The 20,447-nt window shown below is 38.1% G+C and carries 21 protein-coding genes, 2 tRNA genes and 1 pseudogene; 7 read left to right on the plus strand and 17 right to left on the minus strand.

The annotated features are described in order from the left end of the window. Positions 1–125: 125 nt before the first annotated feature. The gene (locus tag AABI20_RS05785; protein WP_338345165.1) at positions 126–518 is read left to right on the plus strand and encodes a VOC family protein; all 393 of its coding nucleotides are present in this window, start codon (positions 126–128) and stop codon (positions 516–518) included. Positions 519–688: 170 nt separating this feature from the next. Then, a complete protein-coding gene (locus tag AABI20_RS05790) occupies positions 689–1,228 on the plus strand; it encodes a GNAT family N-acetyltransferase (RefSeq protein ID WP_338345163.1) in 540 nt (179 codons plus the stop codon). A gap of 864 nt (positions 1,229–2,092) precedes the next feature. On the opposite strand, the gene AABI20_RS05795 is transcribed toward AABI20_RS05790, so the two are convergent. Beyond that, a complete protein-coding gene (locus AABI20_RS05795) occupies positions 2,093–2,542 on the minus strand; it encodes a hypothetical protein (protein ID WP_338347098.1) in 450 nt (149 codons plus the stop codon). Continuing rightward, positions 2,535–2,747: a helix-turn-helix transcriptional regulator gene (locus AABI20_RS05800; RefSeq protein ID WP_338345158.1), complete on the minus strand. Its 213-nt coding sequence runs from the start codon at positions 2,745–2,747 to the stop codon at positions 2,535–2,537. Before AABI20_RS05800 ends, AABI20_RS05795 begins: the two co-directional genes overlap by 8 nt. A 335-nt stretch (positions 2,748–3,082) precedes the next feature. Here AABI20_RS05800 and AABI20_RS07605 point away from each other — a divergent pair. Beyond that, positions 3,083–3,442 (plus strand): annotated as a pseudogene (locus AABI20_RS07605) (helix-turn-helix transcriptional regulator); the annotation flags it as partial. A gap of 1,410 nt (positions 3,443–4,852) precedes the next feature. On the opposite strand, the gene AABI20_RS05805 reads toward AABI20_RS07605, so the two are convergent. From AABI20_RS05805 to AABI20_RS05835, 7 genes are all read right to left on the minus strand, one after another. Next, complete coding sequence (locus AABI20_RS05805) at positions 4,853–5,470, minus strand: DUF5067 domain-containing protein (protein ID WP_338347101.1); 618 nt, start codon at positions 5,468–5,470, stop codon at positions 4,853–4,855. Positions 5,471–6,418: 948 nt separating this feature from the next. Then, positions 6,419–6,568 (minus strand): hypothetical protein, encoded by a 150-nt coding sequence (locus tag AABI20_RS05810; protein ID WP_338347104.1) that lies wholly within the window; start codon positions 6,566–6,568, stop codon positions 6,419–6,421. Between the two features lie 813 nt (positions 6,569–7,381). Continuing rightward, entirely contained in the window at positions 7,382–8,506 is a 1,125-nt protein-coding gene (locus tag AABI20_RS05815; RefSeq protein WP_338343688.1) for a tyrosine-type recombinase/integrase, read from the minus strand. A gap of 492 nt (positions 8,507–8,998) precedes the next feature. Then, the gene (locus AABI20_RS05820; RefSeq protein WP_338343689.1) at positions 8,999–10,402 is read right to left on the minus strand and encodes a DUF5906 domain-containing protein; all 1,404 of its coding nucleotides are present in this window, start codon (positions 10,400–10,402) and stop codon (positions 8,999–9,001) included. Between the two features lie 9 nt (positions 10,403–10,411). Continuing rightward, positions 10,412–10,630: a hypothetical protein gene (locus AABI20_RS05825; RefSeq protein WP_338343690.1), complete on the minus strand. Its 219-nt coding sequence runs from the start codon at positions 10,628–10,630 to the stop codon at positions 10,412–10,414. Positions 10,631–10,872: 242 nt separating this feature from the next. Next, positions 10,873–11,070, minus strand: coding sequence for a hypothetical protein (locus tag AABI20_RS05830; protein WP_338343691.1), 198 nt, complete (start codon positions 11,068–11,070; stop codon positions 10,873–10,875). A 2-nt stretch (positions 11,071–11,072) separates the two neighbouring features. Continuing rightward, positions 11,073–11,267, minus strand: a complete 195-nt coding sequence (locus AABI20_RS05835) for a helix-turn-helix domain-containing protein (RefSeq protein WP_338343692.1) — start codon at positions 11,265–11,267, stop codon at positions 11,073–11,075. A gap of 152 nt (positions 11,268–11,419) precedes the next feature. Here AABI20_RS05835 and AABI20_RS05840 point away from each other — a divergent pair, with 152 nt between their 5' ends. From AABI20_RS05840 to AABI20_RS05850, 3 genes are all read left to right on the plus strand, one after another. Continuing rightward, complete coding sequence (locus tag AABI20_RS05840) at positions 11,420–11,974, plus strand: helix-turn-helix domain-containing protein (RefSeq protein ID WP_338347106.1); 555 nt, start codon at positions 11,420–11,422, stop codon at positions 11,972–11,974. 100 nt (positions 11,975–12,074) lie between these two features. After that, positions 12,075–12,491, plus strand: a complete 417-nt coding sequence (locus AABI20_RS05845) for a DUF4231 domain-containing protein (protein ID WP_338343694.1) — start codon at positions 12,075–12,077, stop codon at positions 12,489–12,491. A 51-nt stretch (positions 12,492–12,542) separates the two neighbouring features. Then, positions 12,543–12,728: a hypothetical protein gene (locus AABI20_RS05850; protein ID WP_338343695.1), complete on the plus strand. Its 186-nt coding sequence runs from the start codon at positions 12,543–12,545 to the stop codon at positions 12,726–12,728. 362 nt (positions 12,729–13,090) lie between these two features. Here AABI20_RS05850 and AABI20_RS05855 read toward each other — a convergent pair whose 3' ends face one another. From AABI20_RS05855 to AABI20_RS05870, 4 genes are all read right to left on the minus strand, one after another. Continuing rightward, entirely contained in the window at positions 13,091–14,839 is a 1,749-nt protein-coding gene (locus AABI20_RS05855; protein WP_338347108.1) for a glycosyltransferase family 2 protein, read from the minus strand. Positions 14,840–15,617: 778 nt separating this feature from the next. Further along, positions 15,618–15,956, minus strand: a complete 339-nt coding sequence (locus AABI20_RS05860) for a hypothetical protein (RefSeq protein ID WP_338347110.1) — start codon at positions 15,954–15,956, stop codon at positions 15,618–15,620. Between the two features lie 214 nt (positions 15,957–16,170). Continuing rightward, positions 16,171–16,258, minus strand: a tRNA-Ser gene (locus AABI20_RS05865). 47 nt (positions 16,259–16,305) lie between these two features. Next, a complete protein-coding gene (locus AABI20_RS05870; protein ID WP_288846526.1) occupies positions 16,306–16,635 on the minus strand; it encodes a hypothetical protein in 330 nt (109 codons plus the stop codon). Between the two features lie 78 nt (positions 16,636–16,713). On the opposite strand from AABI20_RS05870, the gene AABI20_RS05875 reads away from it, so the two are divergent. After that, positions 16,714–17,367: an NAD(P)H-hydrate epimerase gene (locus AABI20_RS05875; protein WP_288846525.1), complete on the plus strand. Its 654-nt coding sequence runs from the start codon at positions 16,714–16,716 to the stop codon at positions 17,365–17,367. 62 nt (positions 17,368–17,429) lie between these two features. Here AABI20_RS05875 and rlmH read toward each other — a convergent pair whose 3' ends face one another. The 4 genes from rlmH to AABI20_RS05895 all read right to left on the minus strand — a co-directional run bounded on the left by rlmH (position 17,430) and on the right by AABI20_RS05895 (position 20,363). Continuing rightward, on the minus strand, positions 17,430–17,909 hold the full coding sequence (gene rlmH, locus AABI20_RS05880; RefSeq protein ID WP_047974782.1) for a 23S rRNA (pseudouridine(1915)-N(3))-methyltransferase RlmH: 480 nt from the start codon (positions 17,907–17,909) through the stop codon (positions 17,430–17,432). Between the two features lie 592 nt (positions 17,910–18,501). Continuing rightward, positions 18,502–19,257 (minus strand): M15 family metallopeptidase, encoded by a 756-nt coding sequence (locus AABI20_RS05885; RefSeq protein ID WP_047974783.1) that lies wholly within the window; start codon positions 19,255–19,257, stop codon positions 18,502–18,504. A gap of 68 nt (positions 19,258–19,325) precedes the next feature. Continuing rightward, a tRNA-Lys gene (locus AABI20_RS05890) sits at positions 19,326–19,398 on the minus strand. 86 nt (positions 19,399–19,484) lie between these two features. Continuing rightward, entirely contained in the window at positions 19,485–20,363 is an 879-nt protein-coding gene (locus AABI20_RS05895) for an ROK family protein (RefSeq protein ID WP_338347112.1), read from the minus strand. Positions 20,364–20,447 lie beyond the last annotated feature (84 nt).

Below are 20,447 nucleotides of genomic sequence, written 5' to 3' on the forward strand. Positions count from 1 at the left end.
GAATAGCTCAAAGAATTTCTCCTCATGGTTTGTCTAGCAACTACCATTGTAAAGAATTCTTTGGGTTTTTTGTTTTTCAATTATCGTTCGAATTAATTATAGAATCTGCCTAAAGGAAAAAAGCAATGAAATTTAATAAAACCATCCCCGAGTTTTCAGTCTTTAACCTTGAACAATCAAAACGCTTTTATCTCGAGACTTTAAAATTTAAAGTTGAGTATGAACGACCAGGTGGACATTTCGTTTTCTTAAGTAAAGATGGTAACCAGGTCATGTTGGAAGAAATTCACGATAGCGGTTGGAACACCTCAGAGCTCGTTTATCCTCTCGGGCGTGGTATCAATTTATCATTTGAAATCCCAGCAATTGATAATTTCTATCATGAAATTATGAGCAGTGGTGTGTCCCTATTTCGTAAACTGACAGTCAACCGATACGAAGGTGCTGACGGTTTGATTGTTCAAAAAGAATTTTTAATTCAAGATTCAAATGGCTACTTACTGAGATTTACGGATTAAAAAAGGCTAGCATCCCAACGGTCAGCATATGTTAAGCCGTTTTAAGTTATACTGTTTGTAATATAACACCCAGCAACTTTCAGAATCTCGTTATACTGATTTTAAAAAATCAGCCTTTATTCTGATTTCAACTCTAAGCAATGACAATACAAGGTTAAAAAGGAGAATTTATGTTTATAGGAAAGAATGTAAAATTATCACATTACCATGAAGGTGATGGCAAGGACTTCGCCAACTGGCAATGGGATAAAAACTTTATCAATCCACTGTCTAGTGACGTCATTCACCCCTTTACAGCAGAGGATTGGGAAAAGATTTTTCGTAATGCTTCTAGGAATGACGCAAATGTTGAGTTTACTGTTCGCAAGGTCATCGATGACAGCTTGGTTGGGTTTGTCAGTCTGTCAAACATTAATATTCGTAACCATTCTTGTGAACTAGGCGTTGGCTTCCCCAGAGAAGAAGACCGGTCAAAAGGCTATGGTCAAGAAACATTATCCTTGATATTGGACTATGGTTTTAACAACTTAAACATGCATAAGATAAAATTGTCGGTCTTCCCCTTCAACACTAGAGCCGTAAGAGCCTACACGAAAGTTGGCTTTGTCAAAGAAGGACGGTCGAAAGATGAAGTCTTCTATGATGGTAAGTGGGTCGACTTTGACCACTACGCTATTTTTCAAGACGACTGGTTTGCTCGTCAGCAATAAAAAATGAAGCGGATTCATTGGAATTCTTGAGTAACGAGGCATTGGTGGCATCAATTGGTTTGCAGATGCCAGATGGCGAAACCGGCTTAACGACCGCCTACTTTAGCAGTCATTACCCAAGATCATTTCCATAAACAGAAATGATTTGAGAAGCGACCCATTGAATTGGTCGCTTTTTGAAATGATGCTTAAATGACTCTTTGTTTTCTTTTCCCTAAATATATGGGACAATTCGATAAACGTAACTCAGGGGGGAGAATTTATTTTGAAAAAGTTTTTTAAAAATTTTGATTATTCAGCAACGGTGACAATTTTGTTATTTGTTGGAGTTTTAAAGTATATCCCAATGCTACATAACATTGTGCTCTATATTTTTGTTAGTTTTTTGCTTTTTGTCGCTTTGAAGGTCGTGGTTGAGTTTATTTTTTCACTATTTAAGCGAGATTCTCAGAAATAATTTTTAACTAACCATAGGAGACTCTGATTTTGAAAAAATTTATTAACCAGCAGGTAATCGTCCATTTGATTGCGGCGATAATTTTCTTTTTTATTATACATTTCCTGTTTCATAATAATAGTTTTGCACGGGATCTTTTATCGGCAGCCATCTTTTTCATCACTACTTTTTTTGTTGACCATTTCTTAAATAGACGTTCTCATAAAGGCCCTCATCAAAGGTAATTTCACAAAAATTAACAAGCTTTAAATCAAAATTATGAAAGATAGGACAATTTTTCTGAGTCTCGGATCAAAGTTGACAAGTAGACTTATCATCAAAAAAAAGAGCAGACCCCAAAAAATGGGACCTGCCTTTTTATTTTGTGACTACAAATTTATACCATAATGTAGTGCGCGAAATATAGGTTAGTATATTTGCTTTGATCTATTAAGATCAGTCTTTATCATAGCGATTCCATAATACATAATATTGAATATTGGAATATAAAGTGCAAGGGCTATCCATACAATAAATAACAGATGATTTTCGTATAAGAAATCATTGGCAAAAATAATTGCAACCCAGATTATTAGTTGGTAAGTGGTCATTAATTTGGTGTGAACTTTATAAGCAATATCTTTATCTCTTTCATCTGAAATAAAGTCAAGTAAATTGATCGTGCTACCAATTTTCACATTATATACTTTTTTTAGAGTGAACGACTCTAAAAAGGCAACAAAAAATCCTATCAATACAGCAAATGTAGCGTAATCATAACGTTTTAAATTAGCAAATAATACCGCTAGTATAAATGCTCCTTGCCAAATGTTATTAAACCAAAAAGTAGTATGAATAATTTTCTTTGTTTTAGACATGGTGATTCTCCTTTTTTGTATACTCAAATAATTCTTGCACTGGAACTTGAAGAATATTTGCTAATTCAAAAGCTAATGAAAGCGAAGGATCATATTTATCATTTTCAATTGCATTGATCGTTTGTCGTGTAACGGAAGCTTTGCGGGCTAATTCATCTTGCGACAATTTATATAATTTTCGTAGTTCTTGAATATGGTTTTTCATATTGTTCCTTCCGTTAATGTAAAACATGTTTTACATATAAAGTAAAACTCTTTTGACATAAAATGTCAATAAAAATTTATAAATATTCATAAGGTTGGTTGACGGAGCAATCAAAGAAAAGCTAAAAAATCACCTAAACAAAAGGCTGAACCTATGACGCTAGAAACACTTGCTTTACTTTTGCCAGTTTCACTTGCTAGGATTGATAAAGTAAAACTGCTTCAATAATAGGAGAAAGAAATGAGTTTTCAAGAAGACATCAAAGCCTTGCGAATAAGTCGTCATCTCACTCAAGAGAAATTAGCCAAACAATTACATGTTAGGTTAGCCGGCAAACTGTTTCAACTTGGGAGAATGGTAAAAATTATCCTAATATCGACACTTTACGCGAGCTTAGTCAATTTTTTGACATTTCTTTTGAAAAATTAATTTTTGGAGAAGAACAAATGACAAAGGACAATAGAACATTAGCCCAAAAGGTGGACCAAGATTTAGTAAAAAAGAGTCGATATAAAAAATTAGTAGTCGTTCTCGGATCTCTGATTGCTCTTGTAGTTATATGGGTAAGTACCCTGATTATCGGATATACCAATGGGGTCTCCGTCATTGATCGATTTAACCCATTCTTGAGTTATACCACCGCCTATACAAAGCTACCAAGCGATAGTCTCACTAACCCTAATAATAATATGTAGGCATACCCCACTCGTCTACTCATTCAGCATTCACATTTGTGGGTGCTTTTTATTTTGCTGTGTGGACACATCCACGCCCTGCCTATTTGCTAAAATTAGCTAATATTTGTCTTTGCATCCCCTTCAAACATTGGCTATCTTCAAAAAAAGCACGATTTTAATAAATAGATCCAATTCAAAAAAGGTGCAGAGCTAAAACAATCATAAACAGCCAAATATAGCTGTTTACCACTGCACCCCGTTTTGACTTTTTGGACAGAATGCAGGAGTTTATAGGAGTAGCAATTAATGTCAATATTGATCCAACCAACTCCCTAATTTAGGGATATGGTTTGTAACTTTTTAGGTGTAACCTTGTGACTTTTTTGTGACCTTTTTTGTGACCTTGTGACTTTGCGGGTGCACCCCTTTTTGCTTTTGTGTGCACCCTTTTTCGCCTGATTCATAGCCCTATAATACAGAGAAAAACACTGAAAAATGCTAGGATTATTTAAGCTTAAAATGCTAACATTTGCTAACATTTTTAAGACCTAAAAACCTAACAAAACCTAACATTTTATATCCTTCAAGTACTAGTAATTACTAGGAACAATTCCCACCATAAGAGCGCTTAAACCAAGTCTTAAAGCCTGTAACTATGTAACTTTTTGGGTGTAACCTTTTGCAACCATCCCCCAAAAAGGTTGCAACGTTTTTTGCAACACTTTCAGCAACGTTGCAACGCTGTTTAAGTGCATATTTTCAGGTACAAAACCACTATAACAAGCCTATTCAAACTGCAATGTAATTATTTGCTAGTATTTATGCTCATATTTACTTAGATTAAATGCTAAGAAATGCTAAGGTTCACACTGGAAAATACTGGAATAAATGTTAATAATTGTTAAGGTTAAATGTTGGAAAATGTTGGAAAATGTTGGAAAATGTTGGAATAAAATGATGGTATTTGTTGGTATAAAATACTTACTTTTACTCACATAAATGATAGCAAATGTTAGCATTTTATCTGAGGTTTTATGAGGTTGTAGGCATAGGTTTTCATAGGTTTTTTATGTCAAGTTTTGTCAAGTCCTAGATGTCAGCATTTGTTGGCATAATTAAGCACAAAAATAGCCCTACTCGATTGAGTAAGGCCTTTTCTTTCAGGGCGTGGATGTAAGCACACCCTGCCTTTTTATGTGGGGATGTTACTCAATCCCAAAACGGGAACGAAATAACAACCGCACTTTAATATCAAGAGTAATCAAGAGACACCAAGAATAATTTATAATTTACGGAAATAATACTTTTTTTATTAGATTTTTTGGTTTTTATTTTAATTGTAAAATAAAAAAACTGTAACTATTCATATGAATAGCTACAGCTCGTTATAAGTAAACTCTTTATAAGTATGGACAACAGAATAAATAGTTATTTGATAGTGAATACCTTGTGTCCTAATTCCTTATTATCATAACCAATGAAGTAAACCGTAATTGGACTATTATTTACCAATTCAAAATTGAGAACGACTTCTGTAGACTTTCCAGGCAAAAGCTGCTTATGAAAATTCTGTGCTTCCTGAAAAGCAGCACTATTCTCTGGCAGTTTATTATCGACATTCGTGAGATTTACTTCTTGATTATCTGACTTTTGTGTTGCCCAAATAGTGTCTGGATAAATCACGACAGAATCAATATTTTTCTGGGAAACATTCGACATCTTGGCATGAATTACAAGAATTTTACTATTATCTGTACCAGTGACAACCTCTGATTTTTTAAAATCAAATCTCAAATTACCCGCTTTGAAAGTTGAATCATTTAGCCACCAACCGTTAGATGAATCTGTATTTGTGTACCCATCATACTTTGAATCATCACTAGACGATTTTTGGCTGGTTGCAGTTTTACTAGGCGACTTTGCTTCAGAACGAGAATCGGCTGTGTCCTTATTCTTACCAGATGTTGTACTCAATACGATAGCAAAAGTAGCTATTACTACAGTAGCAAAGCCCAATATGGACGTGAACCTCTTTTTATTTTTCAACAGTTAAATCTCCTCTCTACTTTCAACTTGGTTTGTTTCTAAAAAAACGTTATAACTATTCTATCTTATTTAGAATAGTTATCCTATTGACCCTATGTGAGAAAAGTTAAATTTTAAGACCGTTTATAACCAAAATTACAATTAAATTGACATAGTTTAACGAACATAAGTATAATTTTTTTTACATAGGGGTTTAATTTTGCCACTTCTAACGGACCGTAGTGGCAAAACACCGACTCGCCTATCTTTTCCACTTTTGGAAAAAAGAGGTTAAAAATCATGACACAAAATCAGTACAAGGAATGTCCAAAATAAACAGACATTAACTCTTGCTACTTATGGTTTCAAAAACTCCAAACCCGACACTGTGTCGGCTATTGATTAGCTAACTCTCTTTCATCTCATCCCCTCTAGCTACCTATATCAATCATCAGAAAAGATAAGCTGGCATAACGAATCGTTATGTTAGGTCCAGACGGTAAACAATCCGTGCACCGTTGGCAATGCTTTCCCCACTAGTGGAGAAAATGAACGGGCTAAGTTTAACTTAGGGTGTCACATTTCGTCACTACCTTATTCAATACCAACAAAATAACGGCCTAGGTTTAATCTAGCCCAACTACCTGCCCCGACTTCATGGCGGTACAGGTTTTTTAACCTTTCGCAGGAAGTTACGAAGGTGTCGGCAATACACAGACCTCTTTAACTAAAGTTCTCACAGTAAAAGGACTATCCAAAACGGACACCCCTCTAAGTGCTTTATTGATGAAGCCGTTTTGACCACTTTCGGTCAAAATAACATTCTTGTATGGGTGGTAAATCGCCACCCCGTCTATTTTTGCCACTTTTGGAAAAAGCTGGGATCGCATTTCACAACCTTAGAAATATGCCCACACTTCAAGTACCAAATCAGTACCACAGGCATTCCGCCACTTATGGCGGAGATAACTAACTAACTTGTCTGATCCGCTCGGGCTGTTCGATTGACTTTGCCAATCTATTCAGTTCGTTGTTGACCTCTTGGATCACAGCAGTAGGCGCTACAATGTTGTAAGCCTGGCCAAAGGGAATACGTTCCTTATAGTGTTCACGCTCCATTTTAATGATTTCTGGCGGTAGTGTGGCTGTATAGCCATCAAACACCCGGCGTACTTCTAACCAAAAATTATAATTTTCTTCTGCATAGCGACTGCTAAAAACTGTCCGCCCTCTGCTTGCTTTCGGTATTCAAGCCTTTTTAAAGCCCAATCAGCATATCCAGTAAAGTAGTGAACGATTATGTGCCTTTGTTTCATGTCATCCCCCAATAGCTTTTAAGATAATTATACAGGGCTGACAATTAGACAAAGCGCACTAAATTAGTACCATTGGACAAATTCCAATCGTGTTTGTACATTGTCCAATACTGGACAACTTGAACAGGCGTGTTCGCAAGCACGGTTGTTCATTCAAATTTACATTAGAATTAGTAAAAACTTTCTAATCGTTCAAAACGATAACGAATTTTATAGATAATAAGCTAAAGCCTATTATCCAATACTTGACAACTCTGCCCGAACAAAGATATTTTAGTTTTCTGCCAAAACTGGCAGAAAATTTGGCTTTGAGTTTCTGACGCCCTAAAACAGGGCGCCAGGTCTTTATGGCATATTTTTCTGCACTTTTTAATTATTAGAGCAACAAAAAAAGCGACCCGAGGGCCGCCACAGAGCTAGAACATGCTTATTTTTTTCTGTACCTTTGCTTGATTTCTCTTGACTACTCTTGATTACTCAAAAAATCAAAATCGTTTAACAGTGGGATTTGTGACCCCTCTTGATGAGCAAAATGGAGAAGAAGGGACTCCAGTTAATCACTGGTGTAATGGGCTTTGTCACTAATATTGTACCTTTTTCTGTACTTTTGCCCTTGCTAACTGATTAATCCAGTCAAAAACTCCCCTGTTTGCTCCTTGGCTTTTTTCGTTATCTCTGCATAGATATTTAAGGTTATATTGGCGTCAGCATGGCCCAAATAACTCTGTACCTGCTTCACGCTTGCGCCTTGCTCCAGGGCTAACGTGGCCCAAGTGTGGCGGAGGCCGTGCATTGCTACCCCATTGGCTACATTGTACTGATCGCTAACTTCATGTAACCATTTATTAGGCCTTAATGATTGCAACGGCTTCCCATTGTTGTTAAATACAAAATCAGTCGGCTCATTGCGTTGGCTCAAGTTATACCAGTGTGAGAGCACCCTAAGCATATCAGTAGCAACTTTGATTGTTCTGGTACTTGTCATGCTCTTAGTGCCCTTAATGTAAGTGCCACCATGCAAGCCACGGCCTAGCGCTTGTTCTATGTTGATATAACCGCCATCAAAGTCAACGTGTTGCCACTGCAAGGCTAGAACTTCCTCTGTCCTCATACCAGTAAAGGCCACCAGCCTCAAAAGCGTGTAAGCCTGCCGATTAATCTGACAATATTGACTATCTAGCACCCCAATAAAGTTACGGAACTCATCCCCATCCATGGCCTTCTTTGTTGGTTGGCTTTTTCGTTCCCTTGGCATATCAACCTTAGTAAACGGGTCAACCTCAATCATATCCATCTTTACAGCTAACTTAGTAAGTTGATTGAGGTAACCAACCACCTTTTTATATCTTAGAAGTTTAGCCTGCATTGTGTTAAGATAACCCTGTAATTTGATTGGCTCTATCTGATTAACAAGCACACCCCCCCAAACTGGTAAGATGTGCAGATCAAAATAGTTCAATACTTTGGCTAAGGTACTCTCTTCTACCGTATTCTGGTAGCCATCTAGCCAAATTTGATAAAGCTCCCGAACGGTTAGCACGTTCTTGGGGGCTTTTTTATTGTATTTACTATTACCATTTTCAAACAGAACTTTTTCATTATAAAACCATGCTTGAGCTGTTCGCTTGCTTGAAAAACCTCGTTTCTGTACGCGTGCTTTGGTCTTGTCATAGTTAGTCCCGAGCATTCCCGACACTTCCCACGACTTACCTTTTTTACTTTCAACCTCTTTTAATTTCATTTGTTCGCCTCTCTGATAGTTCTAGCTCCTTCAAAGATTAAGCAAAATGAAAAAGGCGTGATAGTTCTTGATTACTCTTGACTACCACGACTCTTATTTTGCCACCGTTTTTACTTTTGCACAATGTAATAGCTTAAGTATTCCTATTTAATTTGTTCCGCTAATTTTCCAAAAATGTTCCGCTATAAAAACGCTGTAATCCTTGTGGCTCTAAGGATTGTTTCGATGTTCCAAATGTTCCAGGTCGTTTTTTCCTTTATATGCGTATATACTTTATATACCTATATATACAACTAATAAATTATATGGAACAAATGGAACAAACACAGTTAATACCTAGAGACTCTAGGAGTGACGCATTTACACCATTGGAACACTAGCGGAACAAACTTTATCTATTAGTTTCCTTGAACGCTTGGTATAACTAGCTTTATAGCTGTTTTTTTATTTTTTGTTGTATCGGAACACTTTGCGGAACAAATCAGCAAAATACTATTCCTTTGTATACTTTTTCAGGTCCAAGCCAAGCCAGCTTGCTTGTGGGTTTTCGGTATCGCCCTCTGGATGGTTTCTTGTTTTAGCCCCAATATATCCCAGCAATTCGAGTTTTTTATTAAATTGCCGTTCTTTTATTTTGCTTTGTTGTTTATTGTCAACTAACCAATCTCTAAATCGTGCATATGCTGTCCCTTTCTTTATTCCACCGTCTGCCCCTTCAGGAAGCGGCGTTTTGGCCTCGGATAAAAACAACGTTACTAAGTCCTGTTCAATTGCCCAAGCTTCAGTTAGTTCTTTAATTTCATCATTAACAGTTAGATGGCCAATGTCTCTAGCTTGTTTAAAGGCCTCAATACACTCAATGGCAAAGCTCCCAATTTCTTTAACAGCTTTAGACTCGGACCATTTTTTTGAACGTTTCTCGGCCTCTTGCGGGTTATCTCGCACCTTTGGAGCTACCACAGGTACAAGGTGAATACGTTGAGCCAGTGCCGAACTCATAGCGATTTTAGGACGGCTATTAGTTGCAAAAATTAATTTTGCGTATAATTCGACACTGATAGCGTTTGTTCCTTTTCCTTCAACTTCCACCACGTCGCCCCCCGTTATGGTTTTAAGGGCGTCTGGCGTACTAATAACCGTGTCGGGAATGTCCAAATGGATATTCGCCAACTTCCCAATGAGGTCAACCGTTCCAAATCGTGAACTTTTGCCATTGCTACCTGTCAGGGTATCGATGTCTTTAGCTACCAAGTTGGCTTTTCCAATAAGCGGGAGTATGATACGGCTAATAAAGTAACTTTTGCCTGTTCCTCCTATTTCATCGAGAATAATTGTCAGCGTATTAAATGTGTGTTGCTCTGGTATGAAAGCATAACCAACAATCTCTTTTACGTATTCCCATGATGGGCCAAAAATGTATTTACCCCAAACGTTAATATTGGTAGTTGTTCCTTCTGGCCTTGCTTCATAGTCATGACCATTTACTAAATAATCAGTAGGAACATTTACCCCTAGCATTTCGCCCGACTTTAACAAATATGTGCCGTTTTTAAAGGCCACTCTGTCCGTTTTCTGCTTAATAAATGGATTGTATTGTAATTGTGCTTTAATAATGACAGTCTTGGCTGTGTCTTCCATTCGCTTCACACTATAAAAATCCACTTCTTTCAGGTAGTCCATCGCATACCGTTTGGCATTCAATAACGCCCGTTCTTTTTTGGTATCTTCCCAATTCACGCCATTATAGCTGTAATAATTAAAGTCATTACCAAATGGGACAACCTTGATCGGATGTTTTTTTAAAATTGTTTCTGCCAGTAGTAAATGATTAATATTTTTAGGTTTGCCATCACCGTCAACAATTAGCCATTTTGGTTGCTTTTCAATTTTTGCCATTAATTCCCCCTAGTCTTCCATCTCAAAACACAACTCGCCCACCTTATTAGTAATATCAATGGACAAACTCGAGATATTTTTTAATATCTTGTCGCTGTCGTATTCATCCACTTGTTTATTTTTAATTGCAACTGCTAACAGCTTGGAAATGGCGTTAATTTCTGATGATAAACCTGATATAATTTCAAGGTCTAATTTATATACCGTTGTTACTTCTTGTTTTTTCATGATAAAATTACAGTTAAATAGCCACTAAAAAGGCGTTTAATCCAAGTCATTCCCATACTGTCGCCAAACTTTCAGGGGATGTCTTTTTTTGTGCCTTTGTCATGGATTAACTAACTTCCTTTCTGTTACTTTCGTGCCCTGTCTTGTTTGCCGAGTGTATAACCGACTTGTACACCACCTAAACCAATGAGGGTAAAGGTGGCAAGCGTGATTAAAATATTGATTATTTGCATGTCATCCCCTTAGTTCCAGTTTTCAATGGCTTGGTCAATCTCGTCCCTGTCGTATACAGTTCGGTAACTGGTAATATGTGCCTTAACTTTCCCTGTGGCAATGAGATGCTTCCTGAAGGTGTTCACTGCACACCCTGCGTACTTAGCCCCATCCTTCAATGTTAACCACCTAGGCCACTCTGTGACCGTCTGTACTGTTTGCTCCATTGCTATACCTCCTCTAGTAGCCAGTCGTTCAACTTGTCGAACGTCCGTTCTTGTGCCGTGTCTACCTTACGATTGATAATTCGTGAGATAGTCACGCTATTAACTCCCGTCTTTTCTGCTAACTGCCCATAGTTCAGGCGTTCTCGTGCCTGCTTAATCGTTAGGGCGTCAACAAAGCTTTTTGTTAATGCTTTCATCAGCTCCTCCTTTTTCTTTGTCTAAATTTCTTAGATAACAAAAATAATCTTATATCTAAAATTATTAGATGTCAACTATGTATCTAATTTTTTTAGATTTATATTGCATTTTATGTCGATTTACTAAATAATTAGTATAAGGAGAAAAATAGATGGCTAACAGATTAAAAGAACTCCGAAAAGAAAAAGGCTATACCTTAAACGATATAGCCAAAGCTACCGGCATTACACGCGGTACTTATAATAATTATGAAAATGAAAAGACTGAACCTAAACTAGCTACCTGGCAAAAGCTTGCTGATTTTTTTGGTGTATCTGTCAGCCATTTACAAGGGTTAGACACTTACTCTAATGAGGGGATTGGTTTATTAATTGATTATCTTATGACACTCAAACAGGTTAATAACCAGCCGAACACCCCAACAATCGACGGGCTGATAATAATGGTTAAACTGCTTTCATACGGGGATAAAGAAACCGTTCAGTCAATGAATAACCTTTTCACTTATTTTAATTATCTTGACCCTGATAATCCTGATATTGACTTAATTGTTTCAGAGCAAGAAAAAGAAAACTTTGATTATAAATATTTATCTACTGGTGGTTTTTCATCAACCGAAGAACTGAAAGACGAGACAAAAGAAAGGGCTAGTGTCTTTATTGATGAACTCGCCAAACTACAAAAATCAAAATTGACCAGCTCTTAAACACAAAAATAACCCTACTCGATTGAGTAAGGCTTAATGATATACAGCAATCAAACACCGATATCGGGGATGGTAAAAGTTCACATGAAGGAAAAATATTATGATAACAAGACTAGAGCTAAGAGATAATTTATCCACTGCCATTAAAAAACTCGAATCACAGTATAAGTATTACAAAAAAATTTCATCAATTTTGAGTATGCTGAATATTACATTATCTTCTAGCATACCGATTATCATTTCATTATCCGAAAAAAATGTTCACTTGCTTATTATTGTTTCAGTATTTTCAGCTATTATCACACTAATTCAAACAACTAAGTCAACATTCAAAATTGAAGATAAAAAGAATTTAATGGGAACAGCTCTAATTACAATCAAAAAGGAACAATTACTTTTCGATATTCACGCTTCCCCTTATGATCAAACGGACGATGAAGATGTAAAAACATTAGTTAAAAATATTATTAATTCGTCTGAACAATCACTTGACGACTTTTTTGATTCTGTGAAATAGTCATAGGAATGTTCACAACAGCCACATTATAAATATTAAAGGAGAAAAAACATGATTGCACTTATTGGATTAGCACTCGTATTTATTGGTATCATTGTTCTTATTTTTGGTAGCATTGCACCACTGCTTAGGCTTTACTTCGGTGATAAAAGTGTCATCACTCAAATCATCTGGGGTTCTTTAATTTTCATTTTAGGCGCTATTATCCTTCTTATGAACGCCATTCATATGAGTTAATATAAGACGTTCTAAACGATTAACCTAAAGCCAATAAAAAAGTAATATACACCTAAGGGATAGGCTATTGTTCCTAAACTTAAATGTTTGCGTTGGTGCGCCATGCAATAGCCGTTATTCCTGTTATTAAATATCTGTGGGCCTGCATAATTGCGGGTCCTTTTTTATGTGGGGATGATTAACAACCGCACTTAGATGTGATGTTGTGAAGTGCTTTCCCCTTTCGCCAATCGTGGCGAATGTGTCAGCTTTTAGTTTTTGAGAATTCTGATTGAGGATAAAGTAGACCGATCTACAAAAATGAAGTACTTTAATACACTAACAAACCGCACAGAATATAAAAAATAACACTGACCATGATTTTAAATGTCCCACGGGACTATCTCTCCCTGAAGGCTTGTTAGGGCGTTATAATTTCCGTTTTCAATAATTACATGCGCCTTCCGATTACTATATGTGCTTTTATTAGCCAATGAATAAACCAAGAAACCGATAACACCAGGTACAAAACTTAATAAAATCCACGATGATCCAGAACAAAACAATACTATGATAATTGTTGATAGACTAAAAATAATACCTGAAAAATTCGCTTTAAATGCATCCAAAAAGGTAATTTTATTATGTTTTTTAGGAGTTGTTCGGAATTTAGCTGACACACCAAATAATGATAAAAATGCTGCCTTCACAGTAATATAATACATGCCACCATATAAAAAAGCAGCTAAACATTCGTACTTAATTACTTTCCACAAAGTCCAACCAGATAACTTTTGAAACCATCCATCTGCAATAGATTGTGAGAAATAAACAATCAGTGTTGGAATTAAAAAAAATGTTTGCATTCCCGTATGCACGTGCGCTAATGGGAAAACAATCGAGCTCAACGTTAATGAGAGATATTCCAAAGCAAACAGGATATCAGATAAAACAAAGGATAACAAATCTAACTTTTGGGTTTTGGATAACACTTTGGTTTGCCAAATCTTCTTACCGTATAATTTCATAAATTCAAAATTTGCTGAACTGAACTTAGCTGATCGTGTCATTAAAGCCGCCTGATTAATAGGAAAAGCTTCGTTACCATAAATTTGATGGACAAATTGTATGTTAAATCCTTTAAATAACGCTTCAACACTAAAACATAGGTCCTCAGCAACGGCTTGTGGAATTTGCCCAACGGCTTCAAAACATTCTTTTGAAACAATTGTACCGTGTCCCAATTCAATATCAACACAATCACCCTTGGATACTTGGATAACCTCACCATTGTTATCCTTTGATAAAGTCCCTGAAAACATCGATCGAACAGTATTTTGAACTGGCCAAAAAGAGTTTCCTGACGAAGAGAAAAGAGATTGAAATTCATTTAGATTCTGACCAGAAATGTGATTAGCTTGCACAATCCCAAGCTGGCGTTGCTCATGTTGTTGGGCAAACTGAAAAAATTTTAATGTTTTTTCAACAAATTCCTTTTCTAAAAGCTCATCAGCATCTAAAATAACAAAATAGTCATAATCATCATGGAGCTCGTGACATAAGAAATGATTCAAATTACCAGCCTTAGCGTATCGATTATTTACATCATGAATTAACTGAACATTTGAATGTAACTGTACGTATCGTCTCACCTTATTAATGTAGTAATTATCTGTCGAGTTATCTAAGATAACAGATTGACAATTAGTATACGTCTGCTGAAAACATTGGTCGGCAGCATAAGGTAGGAAGTCGTTATATGTTGTATATAACAATAAAACCTTGGGGTAAAAATTATCCTGTAACGCTGTACTTAATACGTTATTTTCATATGCTATTACATCTTGTTTTTCACGCTGATAAACCACTGGAAAAACAAAGTGAAGAATGCCAAAGTAAAAAAATATACCCACAAACAGCTGATTAAGAATGATTAACATTGAGTAATACGGGTGTCCGGCATAATAAGTTGGCAGCACTCCATATCGAAAGGTAAAGTATTCAAATATAACCATTGTAATTATCCAAATAGATAAAATCATTTTGTAGGTATACGGTTTCGAGCGTTTATTTTGATACTTCCATACTGAAGAGAGTGTTTTAGTATTTCCTTGTAACGATGCTTTTCTCATGATAAAAAATCTCTTTTTATTATTAATAATACTTTCCAGCTACAGATACCCTTTATTTACTTGGCACCTATGAGTAATGTTGTATAGCCCCCGTAATCATTTTTATATCGCCTCCTCTATCCGCTTTTATTAAAGACAACTCGCACATACTATATACGTTACATATACTACATGTTCAAAACTTTTTGTTTAGATTAAATACAAGTAACGTTTATTACTGTGGGAAATTTATAATAAAATTCTTAACTTCGTTAGCCTCTTATCCATATCCACCAAAACATAGGCCCTGCATTTAAAGTATTACCTGACCCGACTTTATGACGGTACAAGTTTTTTAATTTTTCGCAGAAAGTTGTGAAGGAGTCAGCAATACACAGACCACTTTAATTAAAGTGCTCAAAACAGGGTTGTGTTTAGCGCCCATTTTGCGCCTTGTCCTTTTCCAATATTTTAGCAATAAAAAGACAAATGCTGTTCATATTCAAGCCTAAAAAACCGACAAAAACCGAACAATTTAATCAAAATACAACAAGTAAAACCACACACCCAACACCATATAAACGCCATTGTTGAGCCATTTTGTCAAAAGTGGCAAAAAATTGTTGCTACTGGTCACCCCCCCACCCTAAAATTTTTGAAAATTGGCTTTTATGTAAAATGACGATATGTGAGCGCTCTCTTGATTGGCAACGTATGGGGGGGCGTGTTGAGATTCTAGCCTGTCCGCTTGCAAATTACCTGCAGACAAATAAAAAAAGCCGTGGTGGGCTTCTAAGAGCTACCTAGTGGCTTGTATTCTTTCTGCTTGTTTGATTGACCTGGCCAACCGTCTCAAGTCTCTGTTAACTCGCTCAATCTCGGCCGTTGGCGCTGTGATGTTGTAAAACTCGCCAAATGGCTTTTTGTTTTTGTAGTGGTCTTTTTCCATCTCGATGATTTTAGGCGCTAGGTCTTTGGTGTAATCATCTAACGTATCAACCAACTCAACCCAAAAATTAAAGTTCTCACGGGCGTACCTTCCCATATTCTCTTGGTGAGTTTCAGCATACTCAAGCATAGCGTGTGCCTTGCCCTTAAAGTAATGTTCTAATAGCCGTGTTGGTGTCACTCTAATCATCCCCCATAAGTGCTTTTAAGACTATTGTACAGCACACCAAACCAACAAAAAAAGACGACCCGAAGGCCGTCACAGAGCTAGAACATGCTTATTTTTTCTGTACCTTTTTCTGTACTTTTGCTTGATTTCTCTTGATTTCTCTTGATTACCAAAAAATCAAAATCGCTTAACACTGGGATTTGTGACCCCTCTTGACTGCTCCTGATGAGCAAAATGGAGAAGAAGGGATTCGAACCCTCGCACGCTTTAACACGTCTACACCCTTAGCAAGGGCGCCTCTTCAGCCTCTTGAGTACTTCTCCGTAACAGATAATATCATAACAGATAATGTTTGTTACGGCAAGCATTTTTAACGGTTCTCGATTGCCATCACGGACAAATTGAAGTTGTCCCACAATCCTTGATCGTCATTCTTAAAGTCTTCCATCAAAGAGTTGCCCTTTGGCTTAATGGTTGCGGAAAGCTCATGATAGACATCGTAAAGCTCCAACTCCTTCTGGTTGTTCCACTTAACCGTGTAAAAGGTACCATCCATCCGGTAGTCCAAAATTTCTTCCAAACCACGCAAAAGGGTCCGCTCAATCATTTCTTCTTCGGTGACCGCTTCACCTCGGGCATTCAAAATCGCCACTTGGTCCTTTACCTGTTGATAATCATCAGCAACTTCCATGTTATCCATTTTGTGGCCGCCTTTCATTACTCTTTTTTGCTGTTCTATATTATAATTGAATATATCTATTATACTAAGGTGATTTGAATGACACAACTCGTGACAACAGAAGAAATGCAGGAACTAGACCAATACACGATGACAACCATCGGTTTGTCAGAAGATGTTTTGATTGAACGTGCGGCTTTAGCCGCCTTGGACGTTCTTGGCGCCGGTGCCTATGACCTCTCCAACGTCTTGGTCTTAGTTGGCCTAGGCAATAACGGTGCCGATGGGATTGCCCTTGCGCGCTTGTTGCACCAGTTGCACATTCCCGTTTCATTACAGTTTGTCGGTAATGCCAACAAGGCTAAGCCCGCCGTCAAGCATCAGCTACAAATTGCTGAAGCCTGTGGCGTTCCCCGTTCTGAAAAATCAGACTTCAAGCAGGCTTCATTAATCATCGACGCCATCTTTGGGACTGGATTAAATAAGGATCTACCTGAAGGCCTGCAAAAGATGGTCAAGGCGGCCAACCATATCGAAAGTACCGTTGTGGCACTCGACCTCCCAACAGGTGTGAATGGCACTACCGGCCAAATTATGGGTGCCGCACTGAAAGCCAAAACGACAATTTCCTTTGGCTTTATCAAGGCCGGTGTCACTGAGAATCCAGGAAAAAAATCTGCTGGACAAGTCCTGGTCAAGGATATTGGGATTGTCGTCCCAGAGGATTTTCAGTTCTCAATTAAAGAGCAATAGCAATACTACGAAAAAAGCCAAACCTCGAAGGGTTTGGCTTTTTTGTCGCATTTGATTACTACTTATTTATGATAAGTCGAACCCGCTGAAATCATCATTGCTCGATAAATCTGCTCAACCAACACCAAACGCATCAGCTGGTGCGGCAGCGTTAACCGTCCAAAGGAAAGTAAGAGGTTGGCGCGCTTTTTAATGGCGGGGTCCAACCCCAGGGATCCACCAATAATGAAGGTGAGGGTACCGTGCCCCGTGTTCTTGGCAGCTTCTAATTTCTGCGCAAAGTCTTCCGAAGCTAGTTCCTTCCCTTCAATCGCTAAAACAACGACAAAGTCCCGCTCCCCAATTTTTCCTTGGATTCGTTCCGCTTCCTTTGCCTTGATTTGTTGATTTTCGGCTGCCGATGCTTTTTCAGGCGTCTTTTCATCAGCAACCTCCACCATTTCAACAGTCCCGAAACGATTCAAGCGCTTGGCATATTCCGCAATTCCCTTTTTCAAGTAATCTTCTTTTAATTTTCCAACCGTTAATACTTTAATTTTCATTTTAATTTCACCACTTGTTTTGGTCTAAAATCAAAACTTGTTCCCTTTCATTCAACTTATCCACTTTTTTATCCACTATTCCCCAGACTTATACCCACAAAATCAGCCAACATAGACCAATTTCTGCTGGTTTATCCCCAAACGCACCATTTATCCACAGGCTTTTGGGGGAACTTTTCCAAAAAGAGAAAGGCGATAAGACTGGGATTTTTGAAAACTTATCCCAAATTTTCCCCCATTCCCCTTTTTACGAACAAAAGAGCACATCTGTTCCCCTTAAGTCCATGTCAACATTCGTCTTTTTGCCACATAGTCTAAGGTTGTCCTTGTGATAAAGCGCTGAATACCGCCTTTTTCCACAGAAAAGGCGAATTTAAAAACTCTTTTGTAACTCAACTATTCATTTTACCGCAAATCAACCGAACAGACATTCTAAAATTGGTATAGTCGCTAATTTTATTGATTAGATGTCATTTTCCATCTGTGTATTAAATTTATCTAATCGTTTCGATAAAGGAATAATTCACTAAATCACAGCCAACAAAAAAGCGGATAACTCGGAACGTAATTCCAAGTTATCCGCCTTCATTTTTTAAGACGCCTCACGCGCCTTCAGAGCCTTCAAATAGGCCTCGAGGGTTAGATGATGTTTTGTCATATACTTCGCATTTGTGACCCCAACATACCGGAAATGCCAGGACTCATAATCGATGCCCGTCTCCTTAATCGATGCCTTGTCCTTTGGGTAACGAAGAATAAAACCATAGTCAGGGGCGTGGTCAATTAGCCAACGCTGCGAAGCGAACTGGTCCATCTCACCAGTTAAGCCTGGATACTTCGCTAAAGCATCGTTTCCAGCTAAATCAATGGCCAAACCAGTTTGGTGTTCGGATGAACCAGGTGTTTGCACAACCCTCTTAGTTTCGGCCAACGCCTTTTCCTCCGATTCACCATTCTTTTCGTTGTTTGCTAAGACATTCGCAAAGACTTCCTTCTGATATTCAATTGATCGGTAGCCTGACACCAAGGTGGTATCATAACCGGCCGCCTTGGCTCCTGCCATAAAATCAATCACGCTTTGCTGAATCTTTTGGTTAACAACCTTATCCCCAACCTTAGCCTGGGTAAAACTAATTTCCTGATTTTCTGGATGTTGCTTATTAATCAACACAAGGTTCCAGTCGGTGCTCTTGACACCCTTTGGCAGGCTAGTTGTCGTTGCCTTTGTCTGTGACTGGCTCGTTTTCTGGCCTTGATTTTGCCTATGTGATCCAAGTGCCAACCAAGCAATCACCGCCAATAAAATCAGAACGATAATCACCGCTATGATTCTTTTTTTATTTGTCATCAGCAAACCTCCTATGGCCTTACGGTACAAAAAAAGACTGGAATAAATTCCAGCCTTTTATTTTATGATGGTCAGTCAGGGGCTCGAACCCTGGACCCACGGATTAAGAGTCCGTTGCTCTACCAACTGAGCTAACTAACCATGGATGTCTTTCACAACAAAAGATATCATACCATATATAGTGACAATCGGCAAGCTTTTTCGCCAAAAAAGTGGAATTTTCTAATTTATTCTTCTTCCGCTAGCTTAGCTTGGGCCAAATAGAAGCAACCAATGATACCTGCATTATCTCCAGTCGAAACGGGAACAATGTAGTCCTCAAAATCAGGTGTTGCCAAATAGTTACGGAACTTATCCGCAAAGGCCTTCCGAACCATTGGTAACAAATTTTCACGGTGTGGCACCCCACCACCAAAAATAATCTTATCGGGACGGAGGATGACCGTAAAGTCGACAGCGGCCTGTGCCAAGTAGTCGGCTTCGATTTCCCAAGCGATATGATCATCAGGCAATTCCTTGGCCGTCATGTCCCAACGCTCGGCCATAGCCGGTCCAGAAGCCAAACCTTCCAAACAGTGGTCTTGGTGAAATGGGCAATGGCCCTGATAGTCATCCTTTGGATGCTTTTGAATCATAATGTGGCCTGCTTCAGGATGGCCGTAACCAGCTAGAAAATGGCCACGGTTGATGATTCCAGCACCAACACCAGTACCAATCGTCAGGTAAACCATTGATTGATTTTCCTTCACAGCCCCCGTCTTATACTCTGCCCACGCAGCGCCATTAACGTCCGTGGTCCAGTAGTAAGGAATGTCACGCCAGGCTTTCATTCGACCCATGAAATCATAACCAGACCAACCACGTTTTGGTGTGTCTAAGACGCGGCCATAAGTCTTGGACTCCGGGTTAATATCAATCGGTCCAAACATCGCAATCCCCACTGCTTTGATATCCTCAAACTGATCAAAGTAGGCAATCACCGCATCAAGCGTCTTTTCACCGTCTTCAGTCGGAATCGACTGACGGTCAACAATCTTCATATCCTCATCACAGACAGCTAAAACAAACTTCGTACCGCCGCCTTCAATTGCTCCTAATAGTGCCATGGCGAACATCCTTTCCGCTTTGTTTTGAACCGGAGGTTGATTTTAGTCAACACGTTTCTTTACCTTTATTGTAAACGCTTACAG

This window comes from Fructobacillus cardui (genome assembly GCF_963580785.1).
Classification (GTDB): domain Bacteria; phylum Bacillota; class Bacilli; order Lactobacillales; family Lactobacillaceae; genus Fructobacillus; species Fructobacillus cardui.

Excerpts from the sequence above, each read along its gene's own strand:
- AABI20_RS05800 (WP_338345158.1), bottom strand. The coding sequence starts at position 2,747 with ATGAAAAACCATATTCAAGAACTACGAAAATTATATAAATTGTCGCAA.
- rlmH (WP_047974782.1), bottom strand. The coding sequence starts at position 17,909 with ATGAAAATTAAAGTATTAACGGTTGGAAAATTAAAAGAAGATTACTTG.
- AABI20_RS05850 (WP_338343695.1), top strand. The coding sequence starts at position 12,543 with ATGATTGCACTTATTGGATTAGCACTCGTATTTATTGGTATCATTGTT.
- AABI20_RS05835 (WP_338343692.1), bottom strand. The coding sequence starts at position 11,267 with ATGAAAGCATTAACAAAAAGCTTTGTTGACGCCCTAACGATTAAGCAG.
- AABI20_RS05895 (WP_338347112.1), bottom strand. The coding sequence starts at position 20,363 with ATGGCACTATTAGGAGCAATTGAAGGCGGCGGTACGAAGTTTGTTTTA.
- AABI20_RS05845 (WP_338343694.1), top strand. The coding sequence starts at position 12,075 with ATGATAACAAGACTAGAGCTAAGAGATAATTTATCCACTGCCATTAAA.
- AABI20_RS05830 (WP_338343691.1), bottom strand. The coding sequence starts at position 11,070 with ATGGAGCAAACAGTACAGACGGTCACAGAGTGGCCTAGGTGGTTAACA.
- AABI20_RS05820 (WP_338343689.1), bottom strand. The coding sequence starts at position 10,402 with ATGGCAAAAATTGAAAAGCAACCAAAATGGCTAATTGTTGACGGTGAT.
- AABI20_RS05885 (WP_047974783.1), bottom strand. The coding sequence starts at position 19,257 with ATGACAAATAAAAAAAGAATCATAGCGGTGATTATCGTTCTGATTTTA.
- AABI20_RS05810 (WP_338347104.1), bottom strand. The coding sequence starts at position 6,568 with ATGGAGCGTGAACACTATAAGGAACGTATTCCCTTTGGCCAGGCTTAC.
- AABI20_RS05840 (WP_338347106.1), top strand. The coding sequence starts at position 11,420 with ATGGCTAACAGATTAAAAGAACTCCGAAAAGAAAAAGGCTATACCTTA.
- AABI20_RS05815 (WP_338343688.1), bottom strand. The coding sequence starts at position 8,506 with ATGAAATTAAAAGAGGTTGAAAGTAAAAAAGGTAAGTCGTGGGAAGTG.
- AABI20_RS05785 (WP_338345165.1), top strand. The coding sequence starts at position 126 with ATGAAATTTAATAAAACCATCCCCGAGTTTTCAGTCTTTAACCTTGAA.
- AABI20_RS05870 (WP_288846526.1), bottom strand. The coding sequence starts at position 16,635 with ATGGATAACATGGAAGTTGCTGATGATTATCAACAGGTAAAGGACCAA.
- AABI20_RS05790 (WP_338345163.1), top strand. The coding sequence starts at position 689 with ATGTTTATAGGAAAGAATGTAAAATTATCACATTACCATGAAGGTGAT.
- AABI20_RS05875 (WP_288846525.1), top strand. The coding sequence starts at position 16,714 with ATGACACAACTCGTGACAACAGAAGAAATGCAGGAACTAGACCAATAC.
- AABI20_RS05825 (WP_338343690.1), bottom strand. The coding sequence starts at position 10,630 with ATGAAAAAACAAGAAGTAACAACGGTATATAAATTAGACCTTGAAATT.
- AABI20_RS05860 (WP_338347110.1), bottom strand. The coding sequence starts at position 15,956 with ATGATTAGAGTGACACCAACACGGCTATTAGAACATTACTTTAAGGGC.
- AABI20_RS05795 (WP_338347098.1), bottom strand. The coding sequence starts at position 2,542 with ATGTCTAAAACAAAGAAAATTATTCATACTACTTTTTGGTTTAATAAC.
- AABI20_RS05855 (WP_338347108.1), bottom strand. The coding sequence starts at position 14,839 with ATGAGAAAAGCATCGTTACAAGGAAATACTAAAACACTCTCTTCAGTA.